Origin of the sequence: Corynebacterium crudilactis (assembly GCF_001643015.1) — a bacterium.
Taxonomy (GTDB): Bacteria; Actinomycetota; Actinomycetes; order Mycobacteriales; family Mycobacteriaceae; genus Corynebacterium; species Corynebacterium crudilactis.
This window is the reverse complement of the sequence record NZ_CP015622.1, coordinates 2,400,759-2,421,736: the sequence shown is the minus strand read 5'-3', so window position 1 is coordinate 2,421,736 and position 20,978 is coordinate 2,400,759. Positions and strand designations below refer to the sequence as shown.

General features: G+C 53.3%; 17 protein-coding genes and 1 tRNA gene. 13 read left to right on the top strand and 5 right to left on the bottom strand.

Annotated features, from left to right (window positions below; all coding sequences use genetic code 11):
- Nucleotides 1–10: 10 nt before the first annotated feature.
- The 4 genes from murI (at nucleotide 11) to rdgB (ending at nucleotide 3,282) form a co-directional block, all read left to right on the top strand.
- On the top strand, nucleotides 11–859 hold the full coding sequence (gene murI, locus ccrud_RS11275; protein WP_066567685.1) for a glutamate racemase: 849 nt from the start codon (nucleotides 11–13) through the stop codon (nucleotides 857–859).
- Nucleotides 860–967: 108 nt separating this feature from the next.
- The gene (locus tag ccrud_RS11270; protein ID WP_066567675.1) at nucleotides 968–1,735 is read left to right on the top strand and encodes an MBL fold metallo-hydrolase; all 768 of its coding nucleotides are present in this window, start codon (nucleotides 968–970) and stop codon (nucleotides 1,733–1,735) included.
- A gap of 131 nt (nucleotides 1,736–1,866) precedes the next feature.
- The gene (rph, locus tag ccrud_RS11265; protein ID WP_066569897.1) at nucleotides 1,867–2,604 is read left to right on the top strand and encodes a ribonuclease PH; all 738 of its coding nucleotides are present in this window, start codon (nucleotides 1,867–1,869) and stop codon (nucleotides 2,602–2,604) included.
- A 51-nt stretch (nucleotides 2,605–2,655) separates the two neighbouring features.
- The gene (gene rdgB / locus ccrud_RS11260; RefSeq protein WP_066567671.1) at nucleotides 2,656–3,282 is read left to right on the top strand and encodes an RdgB/HAM1 family non-canonical purine NTP pyrophosphatase; all 627 of its coding nucleotides are present in this window, start codon (nucleotides 2,656–2,658) and stop codon (nucleotides 3,280–3,282) included.
- Nucleotides 3,283–3,351: 69 nt separating this feature from the next.
- Here rdgB and ccrud_RS11255 read toward each other — a convergent pair whose 3' ends face one another.
- A complete protein-coding gene (locus ccrud_RS11255) occupies nucleotides 3,352–3,708 on the bottom strand; it encodes a DUF3817 domain-containing protein (protein ID WP_066567669.1) in 357 nt (118 codons plus the stop codon).
- A 77-nt stretch (nucleotides 3,709–3,785) separates the two neighbouring features.
- Entirely contained in the window at nucleotides 3,786–4,250 is a 465-nt protein-coding gene (locus ccrud_RS11250) for a hypothetical protein (protein WP_066567666.1), read from the bottom strand.
- Nucleotides 4,251–4,361: 111 nt separating this feature from the next.
- On the opposite strand from ccrud_RS11250, the gene ccrud_RS11245 reads away from it, so the two are divergent.
- Nucleotides 4,362–4,443, top strand: a tRNA-Leu gene (locus tag ccrud_RS11245).
- 149 nt (nucleotides 4,444–4,592) lie between these two features.
- Nucleotides 4,593–5,138, top strand: coding sequence for a DUF1648 domain-containing protein (locus ccrud_RS11240; protein WP_066567664.1), 546 nt, complete (start codon nucleotides 4,593–4,595; stop codon nucleotides 5,136–5,138).
- On the opposite strand, the gene ccrud_RS11235 is transcribed toward ccrud_RS11240, so the two are convergent.
- Complete coding sequence (locus ccrud_RS11235; RefSeq protein ID WP_066567661.1) at nucleotides 5,135–5,689, bottom strand: M23 family metallopeptidase; 555 nt, start codon at nucleotides 5,687–5,689, stop codon at nucleotides 5,135–5,137. The two genes, ccrud_RS11240 and ccrud_RS11235, sit on opposite strands and share 4 nt — an antisense overlap.
- Nucleotides 5,690–5,862: 173 nt before the next feature.
- On the opposite strand from ccrud_RS11235, the gene ccrud_RS11230 reads away from it, so the two are divergent.
- The 7 genes from ccrud_RS11230 to acpS all read left to right on the top strand — a co-directional run bounded on the left by ccrud_RS11230 (nucleotide 5,863) and on the right by acpS (nucleotide 19,808).
- Entirely contained in the window at nucleotides 5,863–7,047 is a 1,185-nt protein-coding gene (locus ccrud_RS11230; protein ID WP_066567659.1) for a PucR family transcriptional regulator, read from the top strand.
- 37 nt (nucleotides 7,048–7,084) lie between these two features.
- Entirely contained in the window at nucleotides 7,085–7,291 is a 207-nt protein-coding gene (locus ccrud_RS11225; RefSeq protein WP_066567655.1) for a hypothetical protein, read from the top strand.
- Nucleotides 7,292–7,571: 280 nt separating this feature from the next.
- The gene (locus ccrud_RS11220; protein WP_066567651.1) at nucleotides 7,572–16,556 is read left to right on the top strand and encodes a type I polyketide synthase; all 8,985 of its coding nucleotides are present in this window, start codon (nucleotides 7,572–7,574) and stop codon (nucleotides 16,554–16,556) included.
- Nucleotides 16,557–16,680: 124 nt separating this feature from the next.
- A complete protein-coding gene (locus ccrud_RS11215) occupies nucleotides 16,681–17,109 on the top strand; it encodes a hypothetical protein (protein WP_066567649.1) in 429 nt (142 codons plus the stop codon).
- A gap of 11 nt (nucleotides 17,110–17,120) precedes the next feature.
- Complete coding sequence (locus tag ccrud_RS11210) at nucleotides 17,121–17,768, top strand: hypothetical protein (protein WP_066567647.1); 648 nt, start codon at nucleotides 17,121–17,123, stop codon at nucleotides 17,766–17,768.
- Nucleotides 17,769–17,962: 194 nt separating this feature from the next.
- Entirely contained in the window at nucleotides 17,963–19,390 is a 1,428-nt protein-coding gene (locus ccrud_RS11205) for an MDR family MFS transporter (protein WP_066567644.1), read from the top strand.
- A 10-nt stretch (nucleotides 19,391–19,400) separates the two neighbouring features.
- A complete protein-coding gene (acpS, locus tag ccrud_RS11200) occupies nucleotides 19,401–19,808 on the top strand; it encodes a holo-ACP synthase AcpS (protein WP_066567640.1) in 408 nt (135 codons plus the stop codon).
- On the opposite strand, the gene ccrud_RS11195 is transcribed toward acpS, so the two are convergent.
- Entirely contained in the window at nucleotides 19,798–20,472 is a 675-nt protein-coding gene (locus tag ccrud_RS11195; protein ID WP_066567636.1) for a TetR/AcrR family transcriptional regulator, read from the bottom strand. The genes acpS and ccrud_RS11195 overlap by 11 nt on opposite strands.
- A 6-nt stretch (nucleotides 20,473–20,478) precedes the next feature.
- Nucleotides 20,479–20,955, bottom strand: coding sequence for a thioredoxin-dependent thiol peroxidase (gene bcp, locus ccrud_RS11190; protein ID WP_066569894.1), 477 nt, complete (start codon nucleotides 20,953–20,955; stop codon nucleotides 20,479–20,481).
- Nucleotides 20,956–20,978 lie beyond the last annotated feature (23 nt).

Genomic DNA, 20,978 nt, shown 5'->3' with positions numbered 1-20,978 from the left:
CAAGTGGCTTATGATGGCAACCGTGACTGATTTCAGCGGATCCATGATTGAACGCCCCGTACCTGGGGCTGATGCACCAATCGGAATTTTTGATTCTGGAGTTGGCGGATTGACAGTGGCGCGTACGATCATTGATCAATTGCCCCATGAATCAATCATTTACATTGGCGATACGGCGAATGGCCCTTATGGCCCGTTGCCTATTGCGAAAGTCCGCGAGCATGCCCTGCGCATTGCAGATGAACTTGTAGATCGTGGCTGCAAGATGATCGTTATTGCGTGTAATACGGCATCAGCAGCTTTTCTCCGTGATGCGAGAGAACGCTACAGCGTGCCGGTTGTGGAAGTGATTCTGCCTGCAGTGCGCCGTGCTGTCGCTGCAACTCGCAACGGCAAAGTAGGTGTGATTGGCACCGTGGGAACCATCAACTCTGGAGCTTACCAAGATCTGTTTTCTGCAAGCCCCTCGATTGAGGTCAATGCAATAGCGTGCCCACGTTTTGTTGATTTCGTGGAACGTGGCATTACTAGTGGCCGACAGATCCTCAATATTGCTGAAGACTATTTAGAGCCGCTGCAAGCTGAAGGCGTGGATACACTTGTGCTGGGATGCACACACTATCCGCTGCTTTCTGGCGTAATCCAGTTAGCAATGGGGGATCACGTTACGTTGGTTTCAAGCGCTGAAGAGACCGCCAAAGATGTGTTGCGTATTTTGAGCCAACGAGATCTTTTAGCTGATCCTGAAATGCATCCAGAACCTAGCTATAGTTTTGAATCAACCGGTGATCCAGAAATTTTTTCTCAGCTCAGCCGCAGATTCCTTGGACCAATAGTTTCGCAAGTGAGACAAAACTAAAGCTAACTCCAGATGTGTGTTTGACCTCTGAATAGGTAGAGATAGTTAGAAATTCACATTTTGGCCTAAAAGTTCACGAGATCTTCAATCGCATGGCACAGTATCCTTATGAGACTGACCATCCTAGGAAGCTCTGGCAGCGTTCCCGCTCCAGGTAACCCTGCATCTGGATATCTGTTAAATTCTCCGGACGCACCCGCTGTGATTATGGATATGGGCCCCGGCGTTCTTGCGGCCCTCCAAGGTATCCAAGACCCGGCTGACGCACACGTCATTTTCTCCCATTTGCATACTGATCACTGCGCGGATTTTGCCTCCCTGCTGGTGTGGCGTCGATTCCACCCCGTGCAGGCTGCGAAGAGCCGAAACTTGCTGTTTGGCCCAGAAGATACTCCAAATCGACTTGGTCGCTTGAGCTCCGATGAGCCGGATGGCATTGACGATATGTCAGATACCTTCGCATTTGATGCGTGGCAGGAACGTAAATCGGAACTCGTGGATAATTTCACGATCACTCCATTCCGCGTCGTGCACCCGATTGAGACCTATGCGCTTCGAGTCGAAGAACACCGCACCGGAGCAACTTTAACCTTCTCCGGTGATAGCGCGTATACCGAAGCACTTGTGGATGCAGCTAAAGATGTTGATGTATTTTTGTGCGAGGCTTCATGGGGCGATTCCTGTGATGGCAAAGCTCCTGCAATGCATATGTGTGGCCAAGACGCTGGAAAGATTGCAGCCAAAGCGAATGTAAAAAAGCTTGTGATCACGCATATTCCGCCGTGGATTGATGCGCAGGCAACAGTAGCTGCAGCGGCGGAGTACTATACCGGCCCAATCGAAGTGGCTGTGCCAGGAATGCAGATTTCTTTCTAAGCAGCTTCTTTACCGCACTATTTTCAGCTTTTATGAAAGCCTTATGACAGCCTTATGGAAATAGTGCGGTTTTTGTTTGCCAGAGGACTCCAACGTGTCGAATATAAATGCATGACGGTACCCTGTGTTTCATGACTTCTTCTTCGAGCTTTACCCGTTTTGATGGTCGCGCACAGGACCAAATGCGTGCAGTGAAAATCACCCGTGGTTTCACCTCTAACCCTGCAGGCAGCGTGCTTGTAGAATTCGGCAATACCCGCGTCATGTGCACCGCTTCTGTTGAGGTTGGCGTGCCACGTTTCAAGCGTGATTCTGGCGAAGGCTGGTTGACCGCAGAGTACTCTATGCTTCCTGCAGCAACTGCAGAGCGTAACCGTCGTGAATCCATGGCTGGAAAAGTCAAGGGTCGCACTCATGAGATTTCTCGTCTGATTGGCCGTTCTTTGCGTGCCGCTGTGGATCTTTCCCAGCTCGGCGAGAACACTATTGCAATTGACTGCGATGTGCTCCAGGCTGATGGTGGCACCCGTACCGCATCGATTACCGGTGCATATGTTGCTTTGGCAGATGCCATCAAGGTGCTGCAGGAACGCGGCGTTGTTCCGGGCAGCCCACTGCTGGCACCAGTTGCAGCAGTCTCTGTTGGCCTCGTTGATGGCAACGTCTGCCTGGACTTGCCGTACGAGGAAGATTCCCGCGCTGACGTGGATCTTAACGTTGTTATGACTGAACACGGCGAGTTTGTGGAGATCCAGGGCACCGGCGAAGAAACCACCTTCACCCGCGCTCAGCTCAACGATATGCTTGACCATGCAGAAAAGGGCTGCCGCGAATTGGTTGCTGCTCAAAAAGCTGCACTGGGTATCTAAAATAAGCATCTAAAGCTGGTATCTACAACAGAAAGATAAAGGGCAACCGGGATGAAACTTCTTCTTGCATCCAATAACGCAAAGAAGCTTAAAGAACTCCAGCGTATTTTGGATCAGGCAGGTCTGGACTCCGTTGAGCTGCTCGCTCTGCGTGATGTGGAAGCTTATGATGAGCCGATCGAAGATGGTCGCAGATTTGTTGATAATGCGATCATTAAGGCACGCGCCGGGGTAGCGCATACTGGACTCGCTACCATCGCGGATGATTCAGGTATTGCTGTCGAAGAGCTCAACGGTATGCCTGGTGTGTTGTCAGCACGCTGGTCTGGGGCACATGGCAATGACACTGCAAACAATGAGTTGCTGCTCGCACAAATGGAACATGTTCCGGCCAAGCGTCGTAATGCAGCGTTTGTTTCTGTGTGCGTGCTTGCTCTTCCAGATGGCCAAGAGTTTGCTCAGGAGGGCCGTTGGGAAGGTCAGTTGCTGCGCGCTCCCAAGGGGGAAAACGGTTTCGGCTACGATCCGCTTTTCATTCCGGCTGAAGAAATCGGTGGAGCGGAACGAAGCTCTGCTGAACTTTCCGCTGAGGAAAAGGATGCGCTGTCTCACCGCGGTAAAGCACTGCGTGGTTTGGTAGAAAAGATCGCACTGTTAGCAGACGCTGAGAACGCTTAATTTTCTGGCTGTATAAAAGAAAATGCCTCCACTTTGACGATAAAGTGGAGGCATTTTTGCGCAATAAAATTAGGAATTCAACTGGAAAGTTTCAGTAACTTCTTTGCGACGGTTGTGCTCGACGAAGAAAGAGAGCAGCGGAACCACACCGGCGATAGCGGTGGTGACCCAGCGCGTAGGGTCCCAGCGTGCCTTCAGTCCAAGGTTAAGGGTGGTGATCAAGAAAATAATATAAACCCAGCCGTGTGCAATGGGAACGAAGCGAGCCCAAGCAGGAAGATCCATACCAAGAATGTATTTCATGACCATCTCAGCACACAGCGCGAGCAAAAATACTCCAGTGATCCATGCTGCGACAGAGAACATGGTCAGAGCTTGGCGAACGCGCTTTTTACGTTCTGGATGAATGGGCGTAGTAGTAGACACGCAGTTTCCTTATGTTTTAACAGAGGGGAGGGGCTTGCAGATAAGCAGTCGGGCACAAGCCCGAGAAAGTTCCAGCTTTATGCTTTTCGACGCCTTCTTGCGTTCGGATCATTCAACCTGTTGAATTCTTCGACATTCATTGTCGGACGAGAAGGCAAGAAAGATTCATCGATTTCCTTGGTACTGTCATCGTCGACCAAACTCGGACGGTTAGACAGCTGCACAAAGCCTTCTTCATGTTGTGGCCGGGCATCTGGAAGCTCACCGTGTTCGGCCATCATTTGAGCTTCGAGATTTTCTAGCTCAATGGATTCATTTTCGTACTGTAAATACTTGCGATAGGCATAAACGAAGAAGCCACCGATGATGGGCCACTGGAAGGCATAGCCGAGGTTTTGGAAAGTGCCCGTGCCTGATTGGAATCTGGACCACTGCCACCACGCCAATGCGCAGGCTGCAATGAAACAAATCAAAAGAAAGACGATATGACTTGCTTTGACTTTCTTTTTTTCTTTAACCTCGGTGTGCCCCGGCTCGCTCATAGAATGCTATTCTACCTGCCTATTTACGATAAGCGAATTTCTTTAAGGTGCAGTTGATCACCTCGATTAGTTAAAAGTGCACCAGAGCATGTAAAGTAAAACCCGCATTAAGCGCTTGTGGCGGAATTGGCAGACGCGCTGGATTTAGGTTCCAGTGTCCTAGGACGTGAGAGTTCAAGTCTCTCCAGGCGCACAATATAAACCGGCGGGCTATCTGAAAAGATAGCCCGCCGGTTTCGTTATTCTGCGATAACTTGTGAGTAGAAAACTTTCGGCCTGATAGCTTGATAATAAAGAGAGAAAAGTTATTGAGCAGCAAATTCTGAACGGCCTCGAAAAACCATGAGTGAAGCATCAACTGGCGAATACATTCCACTGAACCCAATTCCGAGACGTTGGATCTTGAGCACATTGGCAGTCATTCTCATCTCGGCAGTGTTGTTCTTAATGTTCTGGGATGAGATTCCTGATCCGATGCCTCTGCATTGGGGCTTGGGCGGACAGGTTGATGGTTGGGCGACCAAAAGCGGTGGAACAGTGGTTGCATTATTCGCGTTGAGCGGAGGAATTCTTGGTGCGATGGCAATTTTGGTTCCGTGGCTGATTCGAAGCCATGCAGCACATGCACATCAAGGGCTGCCGTCTAAGAATATCGCCCAGGTTAATTATGTGCGGGCGAATGCAAACGAGATGATGAAAGTTATCGGCAAAGTTTTATTTGTCGCAGTCTCGTTAACAATGGGAACAATCACGTATGGCGTTATCTGGGAAGATAAATGGCCAGTTTCACCGTGGTTGATCCTCGCTGCCATATTCGTCACGGCAGTGTGGCTTATTTATAGCGTGTGGAAAGCTGATCGAGCGATCAAGCCTTTCAAAACTACTTAAAGGTAGATGCCGTTGTTTGCGAGCCACACCTGGGGATCCACTGGGGTGACGCCATCTGGATGGATTTCAAAGTGGAGGTGGGAACCGGTAGAGAAACCTTGGTTGCCCATTCCTGCGATTTCTTGTCCGGCAGATACGCGCTCGCCAACGGAGACGTAGAGGTATTCCATGTGTCCGTAGATGGAGATGGATCCATCGTCGTGTTGGATGCGGATCCACTGGCCGTAGCCGGAGGCCGGTCCAGAGCTGATCACAGTGCCACTCATGACGGCGTAGATTGGGGTACCAATTGCGTTGGCGATGTCGATGCCGTTGTGGAAGCTTCCCCAACGTGGACCGAAGCCGGAGGTGAAGGTGCCGTGGGCTGGGCGGGCTACGGTTGCAGCGGTGCCGGTTGCTTCGGCGATGGTGTTGGTGACTCCGGAGGAGAGCGCTGCGAAGTTGTTCTGTGCGGATGCTGGCGCCACGGTTGCGACGGTGGCGGTGCTTGCGATGAGAGCGGCGATTGCTAGTCGACGCTTCATCTTGCGGTTGCGTGCGATGGTTAGCATGAGTTTCCTTTTCGTGGGGTTAAATCGGCCAGATTGGCCATTTTTTAACCAGTCCGTTATCAAGTTGTGACAACGATAGGGGTGCCCCCGTCAAAGGACAAGTTTTTTAGCCTTCGAACATGCCGTGGTACCGGGTTCGCGCCGGGTTTTAATCCCTACTACCCTGGGATTCCATGGAGAATGTTAGTTCAGTCACGTCTAGAGATTCGCTAGCGAATACGCAGCCCGAACGGTGGCAAGAATTGCTGGAAAGGCTAGCGGCAGATGCAGCCGAAATTTCAGATCGCACTGCCACTAAATTGCTGGAAACCGTTTCGGGGTATGAGGCAGTGGATTCGGAATCGGTGAGGCAGTCATCGCTACGCAATATCGCGCTGACAATCCGCATGATTAATGCGGGTACGCAGCCTGAATCGGCTGATTTGCCGGAAGCTTTAATGCTTGCCGACGAACGCATAGCGCAAAATGTTCCGCTGGGAAGTGTGCTCAGGGGATTTCGTACGTCTATGGGCGAGATTTTGCAGCATATGGTGGCTTTAGGCGCGGAATTTAATATCGATCCTCGGCGCATGCTGGAATGGTCCACACTCATGTGGGCGATCAATGATGTGTACTCCACCTGTGCAACTGCGGTGTATCGCGATCATGAGATTGCTCATGCGATTGCAGATTCAGTTCGCCGCACAGAATGGATTGGAAAAGTTATTTCAGAAGGCTCTGCGCTGTCCGAATTATTATGGGGTGCAGCAATGTACGACGTTCCTGCAGACGTGCCTCTCCGTGTCCTGGCTGCAGCATCACCAGATCGTTCTCAAGCTGAAAGGAAGATTCAGGAGTGGGCGCAGCGTGCGGGAGTGCGGGTATTAACTTCAGTGCAGCCAAGCGTGATCGTGGGCATTGTCATTGGTGAGCCCAGGCGGAATGTATCGGGGCCAGGTTTCTCGGTGGGGTTGGGTAGACCAGAGGTTCTCTCGAGGCTGGCGGCATCATATGAAGATGCATCTTTGGTCTTGAAGGCTGCAGATAATTTATCGATAGATGCAGTATCTCGGGCGCAGGATTTAACGTGGAAGTTAGCGATTCATTCAAATCCGCGAGTAACGGAAATTCTGGCACATAAATATATTGAGCCACTTCAAGAATCAGGTGAATTTGCTCATGAGATTGTTGAATCAGTACGAGCTTATTTGGATAATCAGATGAATATTCCGGCGGCTGCGCGCAGCATTCCTGTTCATGTGAATACTCTTCGATATCGTTTACGTCGCTTTGAGGAGCTCACTGATTCCTATTTGGAAGATGCGCAGACCGTTATCGAAGTTTCTTGGGTGTTGGAGTCCGGTGGGGAGGAAATCTAAGAACTCTTCTCTTTATATATAGCTACACTTTGACCCTATGAGCATTTCGAGAGATTTCGACGCTTGGATGGAAGAGCAGGGCATTATTTCCGAAGCGGAGGTTGTGCCGGATCATGCTTGCCAAGTGTTCCTACCTGTGGAGGGTGTGAGAATTTCCCTCAAGCAAATGGAAGGTGAAAAAGACCACAGTCAGGTCATTCGCCTGGAAGAGGCGCGTGGATTGATTTCCGACCTCCTTGGTTAGCTCTCACCTGCAGGTTCTATGGCCTGCCAGGTGAGTTTTTTCGTCTAGGAAAGTTTTGTTTGCGGGCTGTTAAATGGCACGATATAGGGGGCGCAGTGCGCCACGCCTGCAAAAGATGACGTTTTCCTCATGATTTGTGGCATATTGTTTTCTATCCAATGTCACCCTGGTGTTTTACCAGCGTGCCATTTTGTTTAAAAAGTGTATTAACCGAATTTTCCGGTCAGGATCCGCACCGAGCGTAAATCCCGGCTGAGTTATACAAGGAGCGAGTTCTCACGTGACCGAATTGAGCAGGAACTTCGGAGCCAGCCGACTGATTAACCGCTTCGACCAGGAGCCTTTTGCTTTCACTTTCGCAGGCCAAGGATATGACTGGTTGAAAACCCTCCGCGCTGCGGTTGCCGCAGGTGCAGGTGCCAACGTTAGTGAAATCGTCGAGCGCGCAAACACGCTGCTTGCACCGGTTGCTGATGATCTTGTTGGTACCCTTCCCTTTGGTTTCGATCCAGTTGCTTGGGCCAACAACACCGAAGAGCCAGCTTTTGACACTGCCCAGTCTGCAGTGAGCGTGCCAGGCATCTTCGTCTCTCAGATTGCTACCTTGGATGCACTCGAGGCGCAGCGTCTTGATGTTGATCAGACTGTGGCAAATATTGGCCACTCCCAGGGTGTTTTGGGCGTCCATCTGCTGAAAGATCCAACCCGTGCTGATGAACTTGTAGCTATTGCTCAGCTGATTGGTGCTGCGATTACTCGCACTGCGCGTATGACTGGTTTGCTTGCCCATGGTGAGAACATGCCGATGCTGTCCATTGCAGGTATTACTCGCGAACAGTTGCAACAAGCTATCGACGCGGTCTGCTCGGAAGTGCCTGCGGAAATCCGCCCGGTTATCGGTCTGCGCAACTCCCGTGACTCTTATGTTTTGGTCGGCCGACCAGATGACAATGCACGTGTAGTCAAGGCTCTGGAAGCAATGGCTACCAAGGATAAGAAGGCCATCGAAGAGAAGAAGCGTGGTGGCTCTGCTTTCAATCCACGCATCTCTGCTCTTAATGTGCAGTCTGCGTTCCACCACCCAGCAATGAACATGGCTGTGGAACAAACTGTTGCATGGGCAAACACTGCCGGCCTGGATGTTGATCTGACTCGTGAGATCGCCGCTGATGTTCTAGTCAACCCTGTTGATTGGGTTGCTCTCGTTAATGAGGCTTATGACGCTGGCGCTCGCTGGTTCCTCGATGTCGGCCCAGACGGTGGAGTAGTAAAACTTACTGCCTCCATTTTGGAAGGCCGCGGCGCAGATTCCTTCGCTGTGTGCGATGCTGCAGGCCAAGCCAAGGTATTTGATGCAGGAATGGCACCGGAGCTTCCTGTGGATTACCAGGAGTTCGCTCCTCGCGTAGAGCACGTTGATGGCACTCCACGTCTTGTTACCCGTTTTACCGAACTCACTGGCCGCACCCCAATGATGCTGGCTGGCATGACCCCAACCACCGTCGATCCAGCTATTGTTGCTGCAGCAGCTAACGGTGGACACTGGGCAGAACTTGCTGGTGGTGGACAGGTCACTCCAGAAATTCTAGAAACCCATATCGCACAGCTTGGTGAGATGCTTGAACCAGGTATCAATGCCCAGTTCAACTCCATGTTCCTGGACCCATACCTATGGAAGATGCAGATCGGTGGCAAGCGCCTTGTCCCGAAGGCTCGTGCCAACGGTGCTTCCATTGACGGCATTGTTATTACTGCAGGCATCCCGGAAAAAGAGGAAGCTGTTGCATTAGTTAAGGAACTGATACGCGATGGTTTCCCATGGATCGCTTTCAAGCCAGGTGCTATCAAGCAGGTCAACTCCGTACTGGCTATTGCTAAGGAAGTCCCCAAGCTTCCTATCATCATCCAAATCGAGGGCGGCGTTGCAGGCGGACACCACTCATGGGAAGACCTTGATGAGCTGCTCATTGCCACCTACGGCAAGGTACGCGCACTAGACAACGTCGTTTTGTGTGTTGGTGGCGGTATTGGTTCTCCAGAACGCGCTGCGGATTATGTCACCGGTTCTTGGTCTACCTCTTATGGTCTGCCAGCAATGCCAGTAGACGGCATCCTTGTTGGTACTGCAGCAATGGCAGCAAAAGAAGCGCTTACTTCCCAGTCCGTGAAGGAACTGCTGGTTGCCACCCAAGGCGCTGATGGCTGGGTTCCAGCAGGTGATGCCAAGAACGGTATGGCTTCTGGCCGTTCCCAGCTTGGTGCTGATATCCATGAGATCGACAACTCCTTTGCCAAGGCTGGACGCCTTCTAGACGAAGTTGCTGGCGATCAGGCAGCAGTGGACGCGCGCCGGGATGACATCATCGCAGCAATTGGCAAGACTGCCAAGGAGTACTTCGGTGACCTGGGTGCGATGACTTATGAGCAGTGGCTCAACCGTTACCTAGAACTATCCGGTCCTGTTGATGGACAGTGGATTGATCCTTCTTGGGCAGCACGTTTCGCTCAGATGTTGGAGCGTGCTGAGGCACGTTTGATCGAGCAGGATCATGGTCAATTTGAGCCAAGCCTGACCGTGGCGGATGGCGTCGATAAGCTAGTTGCTACCTACCCACACGCCGCAACCGACCTGCTTAGCCCGGCGGATGTCGCCTGGTTCTTGGGTCTATGCCGCACTCCGGGCAAGCCTGTGAACTTCGTGCCTGTCATTGATAAGGACGTGCGCCGCTGGTGGCGTTCGGACTCCCTATGGCAGTCCCACGATGATCGCTACACCGCTGATCAGGTAGCTATTATCCCTGGTGTGGTGGCAGTTGCTGGCATCACCAAGGCCAATGAGCCTGTTGCTGATTTGTTGGATCGTTTTGTCGATGCCACCATCGAGCGCGTTGCAGAATACGATTCTCGCTCCCGCGATATCATGGGCAAGGTGCTGTCTTCCCCTGGTACGTTCTGGGCCGGCCGCAATATCCCATCTGTGATTCACAGCCTGGGTGAACCTGGCAAGTGGTCACGCACTGAGTTCGAAGCATTCCATGGCCCAACTGGGGCCAACCTGGTCTATGACGATGCTGAGCACGCAACGCTCACCGTACCTTTGGCGGGATCCACCGCTTTCGGTACTGCCGCAGAGCTAAAGATTCGTTTCACCAGCCCGATTGATGCACTGCCAAGCGCGGTCCCTCTGGTTACTCAGGAAGATGCTGAAGCTGCGATGGGTGAACTCACCCGAATTGCCGCTGGCGGAACTCTTGCCACCGTGGACAAGGGCACTGCTACCTGGGAAACTTCCCTGGACGCCGGCATCATTGCTGATTACAACAATGTCACCGCAGGTTACCTGCCAGCTGCTGTTGTTCCTGCACACACCGCACCTGACGTACTCGTGGGCCGCGCATGGCCAGCAGTATTCGCAGCCGTGAAGTCTGCGATTATTCCAGGCACTGATTCCGCATCCGTGGTCGAAGGCATGCTGTCTTTGGTCCACCTTGAGCACCACATTGTGCTGAAGTCAGATATCCCAACCGAGGGCACCCTGAAGGTCACTGCTTCCGCTGATGAAGTTGTGGATACCGATCTTGGTCGTCTCGTTATTGTCCGTGCAGAAATCCTGGATGCGCACGGCACCTTGATTGCTACCTTGGCTGAGCGTTTCGCTATCCGCGGACGCAAGGGCAATGCAGTGGCACGCACCAACACCTCCGCACTGCCAACCACCGTGGATACCCCACGCTCAGCACGCGCAGTGGCTACCGTTGTAGCGCCAGAATCTATGCGTCCTTTCGCTGTGATCTCCGGTGACCGCAACCCAATTCACGTCTCTGATGTTGCTGCTTCTTTGGCAGGTCTGCCAGGCGTTATCGTGCACGGCATGTGGACTTCTGCCATTGGTGAATTAATCGCCGGTGCAGCTTTTGCTGATGAGCAAATCCAGACCCCAGCCGCCAAGGTGGTGGAATACACCGCCACCATGCTGGCTCCTGTTCTTCCAGGTGAAGAAATTGAGTTCACCGTTGAACGTTCCGCAGTAGACAACCGCCCAGGCATGGGCGAAGTCCGTACTGTTACCGCAATGGTCAACGGCAATATGGTGCTGACTGCCACCGCTGTTGTCGCAGCACCATCTACTTTCTACGCATTCCCAGGCCAGGGCATTCAGTCCCAGGGTATGGGCATGGAAGCGCGTCGCAACTCTGCAGCAGCTCGCGCTATCTGGGATCGCGCCGATGCGCATACCCGCAGCAAGCTGGGCTTCTCCATCGTGGAAATCGTGGAAAACAACCCACACGAAGTGATCGTGGCAGGGGAGAAGTTCTTCCACCCAGATGGTGTGCTGTACCTGACCCAGTTCACTCAGGTGGGCATGGCGACATTGGGCGTTGCTCAGATCGCGGAAATGCGCGAAGCAGAAGCTTTGAATCAGCGTGCCTACTTCGCAGGTCACTCCGTGGGCGAATACAACGCACTGGCTGCTTATGCAGGCGTGCTGTCTTTGGAATCAGTTCTGGAGATCGTCTACCGCCGTGGCCTGACCATGCACCGTTTGGTAGACCGTGATGAAAACGGCCTGTCCAACTACGGACTTGCTGCACTGCGCCCGAACAAAATGGGCCTGACCGCAGACAATGTTTTCGATTATGTTGCTGCCGTGTCTGAAGCTTCCGGTGAATTCCTGGAGATCGTGAACTACAACCTCGCTGGTTTGCAGTACGCAGTTGCCGGCACCCAGGCTGGTCTTGCTGCTCTGCGCGCAGATGCTGAAGATCGCGCACCAGGACAGCGTGCATTCATCCTGATCCCTGGCATTGACGTGCCATTCCACTCCTCCAAGCTGCGCGATGGCGTGGGCGCTTTCCGTGAGCACCTTGATTCCCTCATCCCAGAGACCTTGGATCTGGATGTGCTGGTTGGTCGCTATATTCCAAACTTGGTGGCACGCCCATTTGAGCTCACTGCTGATTTCGTGGCATCCATGGCAGAGGTTGTGGAGTCCACTTATGTTGCTGAGATCTTGGCTGACTTTGAGGCTGCTTCCGCCGATAAACAAAAGCTTGCTCGCACCTTGCTCATTGAGCTTCTTGCTTGGCAGTTTGCCTCCCCAGTGCGCTGGATTGAGACTCAGGATCTGCTGATCAAGGGCCTTGAAGCAGAGCGTTTCGTAGAGGTCGGCGTTGGTTCTGCACCGACTCTGGCCAACATGATGGGGCAGACGCTGCGTCTTCCTCAGTACGCGGATGCAACCATTGAGGTGCTCAATATTGAGCGCGATCGCCCAGTGGTCTTTGCTACCGATGAGGTTGTCCGCGCAGTTGCGGTTGAAGAGGTAACAGAAACTCCTGCAACCACTGAAACTCCGGCAGCAGCACCAGTTGCAGCCGCCGCTCCTGTTGCAGCAGCTACTGGCGGACCTCGCCCAGATGACATCAGCTTCACCCCATCCGATGCCACTGAAATGCTCATCGCAATTTGGACCAAGGTGCGCCCAGATCAGATGGGTGCCACCGATTCCATTGAGACACTTGTTGAAGGTGTGTCTTCTCGCCGTAACCAGCTGCTGCTGGATCTTGGCGTGGAGTTTGGTCTCGGCGCGATTGATGGTGCAGCCGATGCTGAGCTCGGTGATCTGAAGGTCACTGTGTCCAAGATGGCGAAGGGCTACAAGGCGTTCGGCCCTGTGCTGTCTGATTCCGCCACTGATGCGCTGCGTCGTCTGACCGGTCCAACCGGCAAGCGCCCTAATTACATTGCAGAGCGCGTCACCGGCACCTGGGCTTTGGGCCAGGGCTGGGCTGACCATGTGGTTGCAGAAGTTGTTATCGGCGCCCGCGAAGGCGCATCCCTGCGCGGCGGTGACCTGGCGTCCCTGACTCCGGCAAACCCAGCGTCTGCAGCAGACCTTGATTCGCTTATCGACGCTGCCGTCCAGGCCGTAGCCTCCCGCCGCGGCGTTGCGGTGTCCCTGCCTTCAGCAGGTAATGCTGCTGGTGGCGTGGTTGATTCCGCAGCACTTGGTGAATTCGCAGAGCAGGTTACAGGCAATGCAGGTGTGCTGGCACAAACCGCACGCACCATCTTGACCCAGCTTGGCCTTGATGCTCCAGTTGCTGTGTCTTTGGATGCTGCAGCAGATGAGGATCTCTACGAGCTGGTCTCCCGTGAGTTGGGCTCTGATTGGCCACGTCAGGTTGCACCAAGCTTTGATGAAGAAAAGGTTGTGCAGCTCGATGACCGTTGGGCATCTGCGCGTGAGGATCTTACCCGCGTTGCTCTTGGTGAACTCGATGCCTCCGATATTGATGTCACAGGTAGCGGCGAAGCAGTTGCCGCCCAAGCAGAGTTCTTCGGCCTCGATGATCTTGCAGCTCAGGCGCGCGATCTTAGTGCCTTGGACTACGCCGATGATGTTGCGGTCGTAACCGGTGGATCGCCGAACTCGATCGCGGCGGGAATCGTCGAAAAGCTTCTTGCTGGTGGCGCAACAGTTATTGCCACGACCTCCAATCTGGGCCATGATCGCCTGGAGTTCTACAAGGATCTCTACGCACGTTCCGCGCGTGGCACAGCTGCGCTGTGGGTTGTGTCCGCGAACTTGAGCTCCTACTCCGATATCGATGCCATCATCAACTGGGTCGGATCCGAGCAGACCACCACCGTTAACGGTGCATCCAAGCTGCTCAAGCCAGCACTAGTACCAACCCTGCTGTTCCCATTCGCAGCTCCACGCGTATCTGGATCCATGGCGGATGCCGGCCCACAGGCAGAATCCCAGATGCGTCTGCTGCTCTGGTCTGTCGAGCGCCTCATCGCAGGACTGGCACCACTGGGCACCGCAACCAACGTTGCGCACCGCCTCCACGTTGTCATCCCAGGTTCACCAAACCGCGGACGCTTCGGTGGCGACGGCGCCTACGGCGAATCCAAGGCTGCACTTGATGCCGTGGTTACTCGCTGGAATGCAGAACAAGGCGCATGGGGAGCACAGACCTCCCTCGTGCATGCTCATATCGGTTGGGTGCGCGGCACTGGACTTATGGGTGGCAATGATCCTTTGGTCAAGGCTGCTGAAGAAGCAGGCGTGGAAACCTACTCCACCTCTGAGATCGCAGAGAAGCTGCTGACCCAGGTCACTCCATCTGCACGTGAGCAGGCAGCATCCGCACCAATCACCGTGGACTTCACCGGTGGACTTGGTGAGTCTGATCTGAACCTGGCAGAAATGGCACGCGCAGAAGCAGCCAAGGCAGCCAACGCACCAGTGGTAGAGGCTCCACGCACCATCGCAGCCCTGCCAACCCCATACCGTCCAGTGGTGCAAACCACCCCTGATTTCGCAGGTCAAGTAACTCAAAATCTGGATGAGATGGTTGTCATCGTCGGCGCCGGTGAGCTCGGACCATTGGGCTCTGCTCGTACGCGTTTCGACGCCGAGCTCAACGGTTCCCTCACTGCAGCAGGTGTCATCGAACTGGCATGGACCATGGGACTTATCCACTGGGATGAAGATCCAAAGCCAGGCTGGTACGACGCATCTGATGACGCAGTAGCGGAAGAAGATATCTTCGACCTCTACCACGATGAAGTCATGGCGCGCGTCGGCGTGCGCAAGTACAACGACATGCCTCAGTACGGCATGATCGACAACTTCGCACCAGAGCTGACCACCGTCTACCTGGACAATGACCTCACCTTCAACGTGGGCTCCCGTGAAGAAGCACTGACCTACGTCGATTCTGAACCAGAACTCACCTTCGCTTCCTTCGACGAAGCCGCAGGGGAGTGGAAGGTCACCCGCAAGGCTGGATCTGCGATCCGTGTACCTCGCCGCATGGCGATGACCCGCTTCGTTGGCGGACAGGTGCCAAAGGACTTCAACCCAGCTGTCTGGGGAATCCCAGCCGACATGGTGGACAACCTGGACACCGTTGCACTGTGGAACATTGTCTGTACTGTCGATGCATTCCTTTCCGCTGGTTTCACCCCAGCTGAACTGCTTGCATCCGTGCACCCAGCTCGCGTGTCCTCCACCCAGGGCACCGGCATGGGCGGCATGGAATCCCTCCGCGGCATCTACGTGGACCGCATCCTGGCAGAGCCACGCGCTAACGACGTACTGCAGGAAGCACTGCCAAACGTTGTGGCAGCTCACGTCATGCAGTCCTACGTCGGCGGCTACGGCCAGATGATCCACCCAGTGGCAGCCTGTGCAACCGCAGCTGTCTCTGTGGAAGAAGGCGTAGACAAGATCCGCATCGGCAAGTCCGACTTCGTTGTCGCAGGTGGCTTCGATGCACTGTCCGTTGAAGGCATCACCGGCTTCGGCGACATGGCAGCAACCGCTGATTCCGCAGAGATGGAAGGCAAGGGAATTGAACATCGCTTCTTCTCCCGCGCCAACGACCGTCGCCGTGGTGGATTCATTGAATCCGAAGGTGGCGGAACTGTTCTGCTGGCACGTGCATCACTTGCAGCAGACATGGGACTTCCCGTACTCGGTGTCATTGGCTTCGCAGAATCCTTCGCAGACGGTGCACACACCTCCATCCCAGCCCCAGGCCTTGGTGCTTTGGGCGCAGCCCGCGATGGCGTGGAATCCCGCCTTGCCCAGGCCCTGCGTTCCGTAGGCGTTGCTGCTGATGAGATCTCGATTATCTCCAAGCACGACACCTCCACCAATGCGAATGATCCAAATGAGTCCGATCTGCACGAGCGCATTGCAGCTGCAATCGGTCGCAGCAATGGCAACCCGATGTACGTGATTTCCCAGAAGTCACTCACCGGCCATGCCAAGGGTGGCGCTGCAGCATTCCAGATGATCGGCCTTACCCAGGTCCTTCGTTCTGGTCTGGTCCCAGCCAACCGCGCACTCGACTGCGTTGACCCAGTACTGTCCAAGCACTCCCACCTGGTCTGGCTGCGTAAGCCACTAGACCTTCGTGCGAAGGCACCAAAGGCAGGTCTGATCACCTCCCTAGGATTCGGACACGTTTCTGCAATGGTCGCGATTGTGCACCCAGATGCTTTCTACGAGGCAGTCCGCGTGGCACGTGGACATGATGCAGCCGACGCATGGCGTGCATCCGCGATCGCTCGCGAAGAAGCAGGTCTGCGCACCATCGTTGCCGGCATGCACGGTGGCGTACTCTACGAACGCCCAGTCGAGCGCAACCTCGGTGTCCACGGCGACGCAGCTAAGGAAGTTGAAGCTGCAGTCCTCCTGGATTCCCGCGCCCGTCTAGTTGATGGAGTTCTTCGCGCCGAAGGCTAAGTTCTTCTTGCGGTAAAGCCCCTTGCACTGTGTTGCGGTGTGAGGGGCTTTTTGAGTTCCACCAAAACGGGGGAGTTACCGACGCTTATGGATTTACAAGGTTATGCTCAGGAGATCTTATTGAATGGAAAAACGGAGCGTAGTCATGTATGCATCGGGAAAACACAAGGGGATCACATTAAATAGCAAGCTCTATCGCGTGAAATGGTGGAACTTGCCTGTATCGGAAATTGGAATCTTCGTGGTGGGAGTAATTCTGGAACTTAGTAATCCAGATCTGCGCTCCGATTTGAACCAACTTGGAGGGTTCCTAAATATAGCTGGTTTCAGTGCTCTCATCGCTGGTCTCCCGCTATTATTTGTTCCACTTCGTGTGCTTTGGGTGGACGCTTGTTTTATAGTAATAGGCCTAGCTCTGACCTTGTATTTCGGATCATTTCTTGATGGATCGTATATTTTCCTTAATTTGTTCCTAATTCTAGGTCTGGGGATGTTTGTGTCAGGAATTACCTATGCGTTGCGGCGATCACTTGCCCGACGTTTCGTTGCTTAAGGAGTAGCGAAATGCAATTTGATCCCGTGAGTAAATGGGTAAGCGCTAACATTCACCGTGCATTGGAAGAATTTCCAGTGACAAAAGATGAAGCACTAAAAACCTGTTTTAGACAAGGGCAATACAATCTCAAGCTGGAATACCGTATTTCAGGTCGGAAATTTCATAAGAATCATGGCTACGCAGACTATTCGCTACGTTTTAATCCTTGGACTTTGGCTCAAAAAGAAACCAGCACAGACACAAATGGAGAAGAAACCAGCACTGCGACTTCTTTGAAATTAACCTCAGATGGTTGGTTTGAGCCGGGGCAAGCAGTAACAAAGTCCATACTGGTTGGAACTCCTCAATTACTGCCGAGATGGAAGCAGTTTGTCACCAACAAATTGTATTCCCGTTTAGGTGAAGAACCGCTCAAGATCACCATGCTTGATGCTGGATACCTGAAATTTACTCAAGCAGCTACTGAAGACGAGCTTGGATGGGGTCTTTTAGTTGATTTATCGCTTGATTGCGGACTCTATTTTTGCAGATACAGCCTAGATCAGGTGATACATCAAGAAGTGGAGGCTTCATCGGTGCATTTGTGGCTATCTGGTGAGGACAGTTTTCGTGAGTACGAGAAAGATGACTCAGGAGAGTTAACAGGCAAGGATTGAACTTTTCAGTAGGAACAAAACCTCACAAAGGCCACTGCCAGTGAAATCACACACAAGAACAGGCACATGTGCCAAATGTTGATAATGTTTCTTAGGCAAGTATCCGCCCCCGTTTTCTGCGTTGTGCAGTAACTGGGGGCGGTACGCATTTACCTCGCGATAGCGCCCTTTGATTCGAGAAAGGAGCTGGAGCCTTGTCTTCCTCCAGCAATCCCAACACAGAAGAGGTTGGGATCCCAAAGAACGTCGTTATCATTTTGGCTGTTTTAGTATTTACAGCCTTTGTCATGATGCTGAATGAGACCACACTTGCGGTTGCATTGCCGTCGATTATGGCGGATTTTGGCATTGAGGCTAATACTGCGCAGTGGTTGCTTACTGGCTTTATGCTGACCATGGCTGTGGTGCTTCCAGCGACTGGTTGGATGTTGGAACGCTTCAGTACGCGCAGTGTGTTTATTTTTGCCACAGTTGTATTTCTCATCGGTACGGTGATTGCCGCTTTGGCACCAACCTTTGCGATTATGCTCGCAGCTCGTGTTGCCCAGGCCATTGGCACCGCGGTGATTATGCCGTTGCTGATGACTGTGGCAATGACTGTTGTTCCACCTCAGAAGCGTGGCGCGATCATGGGTCTGATTTCTGTGGTCATGGCAGTTGGCCCTGCATTGGGGCCTAGTGTGGCTGGCGTGGTGTTGAGCTTTTCTACCTGGCATGCAATTTTTTGGGTGATGGTTCCACTTGTGTTCGTGGCAAGCCTGGTTGGTGCGCTGCGGTTGAGCAATATTAATGAGCCTAAGAAAACTCCTCTGGATGTTATTTCCTTCCTGATTTCCGCGGTAGCTTTCGGTGGCCTTGTGTATGCCTTGAGCTCGATTGGCAGCATTTTGGAAGGGGACAGAAGTGCATTGATTGTGCTGGCTGTGGGCATTGTCGCGCTTGTGGTGTTTGTGTGGCGTCAGATCGTCATGGGCAAGCAGGATAAAGCTCTGTTGGATCTACGTCCGCTGGCAATTCGTGAATACACCATTCCGTTGGTGGTGCTTCTTACCCTTTTCGGTGCGCTGCTTGGTGTGATGAATACCTTGCCGCTGTACCTGCAGGGGTCCTTGCTGGTGTCTGCACTGGTTGCAGGACTTGTGTTGCTGCCGGGCGGATTGCTGGAAGGCTTACTGTCACCATTCGTGGGACGCTTCTACGATCGCCATGGTCCACGCGGGCTGGTCATTGGTGGAATGTTACTGGTAGTTCTGTCCCTGTTCGCGCTATCTACTGTCGATGACATCACCAACATCTGGTTCATCGTCGCGGTCCACCTCGTGTTCTCCGTGGGTCTCGCGCTGCTATTCACCCCACTGATGACAGTCGCGCTGGCCTCCGTACCAGGCGATATGTACGGCCACGGCTCCGCGATCCTCAACACCCTCCAACAGCTCGCCGGCGCTGCAGGCACGGCGGTCATGATTGCGGTTTATTCCACCGTCAGCAACAACGCGCTTATCGACGGCGCAACCCAACAAGTCGCCCTCGCCGACGGCGCCAACTCTGCATTCTTCGCCTCAGCGTGCGTCACGGTGTTCGCTCTGCTCTTGAGCTTCTTTGTGAAAAAGTCCGCCCGCTAAACTTGATCTCATGATCAGTATCGGAACAGACCTCGTTCACATTTCGGCGTTTGCGGAACAGCTGGCACAGCCGGGAAGTTCTTTCATGGACGTGTTCTCCGCAGGGGAGCGTCGAAAAGCAAATGAACGCCAGGGAAGCCGCCACGCCGAGCATTTAGCTGGACGCTGGGCGGCTAAAGAATCCTTCATTAAAGCCTGGTCACAGGCTCTTTACGGGCAACCGCCCGTGATCGCCGAAGAACACGTGGTGTGGCGCGACATCGAAGTCCGCGCAGATGCATGGGGCCGAGTCGCAATCGAATTGGCCCCCGCATTGGCCACGAAAGTACGCGAATCCATCGGAGAATTCTCCACCAGCTTGAGCATCAGCCACGACGGCGACTATGCCGTGGCAACCTGTGTGCTGACTAGCCAGTAGCCACGGAGAAAAGATAAGAAATCAGCATGCGTTTGATTTCTTCCACGATGCTTTCGAAAACTTCTTCTGAACTTTCCTCATCGCGCACCGCATAATTAAGCAGCGAACTCACGGTGTGTACCAGGAGCCCTGCAAGAGACATGCGTTCCTCATAGCCTGCACCACGAGCCAGAGGGCGCATGACTTCAGCGATGATCTCTAGCATTTCTTTCTCAGTTGCTGCAGCTGTCGCACGAGTCGCCGGGGTCGACTGGATCGCATGCCATACAGCACGCCTGGAAGGATCATCGCGCCAGAGCCTAGCCAAGTGCTCGATGAATTCATCGAGAATATCTGGCCATTGCAAAGCCGGAACTTGATCTGAGAACTTCTTTAATTCCGCAACAGCTTCTGCCGTATCTTCGCGATCCAGCTCGCAGATAAGCACGTATTTGTTAGCAAAGAACTGGTACAGCGTGCCGATAGGAACTTCCGCACGCTTGGCTACTTCATCAAAAGTGAAGGATTCAAAACCTAAATCGACAAGCACTGAACGCGCAGCGATGAGGATGCGATTGAACCGCTCACGGCTGCGCTGTTGGGCAGGGCGACGGCGTGGCACCAAAATTTCAGTACCTGCAGCTACCGTTGCCTCTGCTTGTTCAGGGGCTTTGTCGGATGTCATAAAATTCTAAGCCGCAGTAATTTCGCGGACGATGCGTTCAACATGGCCAGTTGCTCGCACATTGTATTTAGCTAAACCAACAGTGCCATCAGCATTGATCAAGAAAGTGGAGCGGATAACGCCCTGCACAATCTTGCCATAGTTCTTCTTCTCACCAAACGCACCCCATGCAGTCATTACTGACTTATCTGCATCGGAAAGTAGCGGGAAGTTCAGCTCATGGTCTTCGCGGAATTTCACCAGTTTGTCTACTGGATCAGGAGAAATGCCAATAACCTGAATGTCTAAATCGTTCAGAGAACTCAAGGAATCACGGAAATCACATGCTTGCTTGGTGCAACCTGGGGTATTTGCTTTGGGGTAGAAGTACACCAGAACTTGTTTTCCGGCGAAATCACTCAGTGAAGTGGTGGTACCCGAATCATTAGGTAGAGAAAATGCGGGTGGAATATCTCCAAGGTCAAGGCGCTTCGCTTCAGTCATGTATTCCACAATAGCCGGTGGTC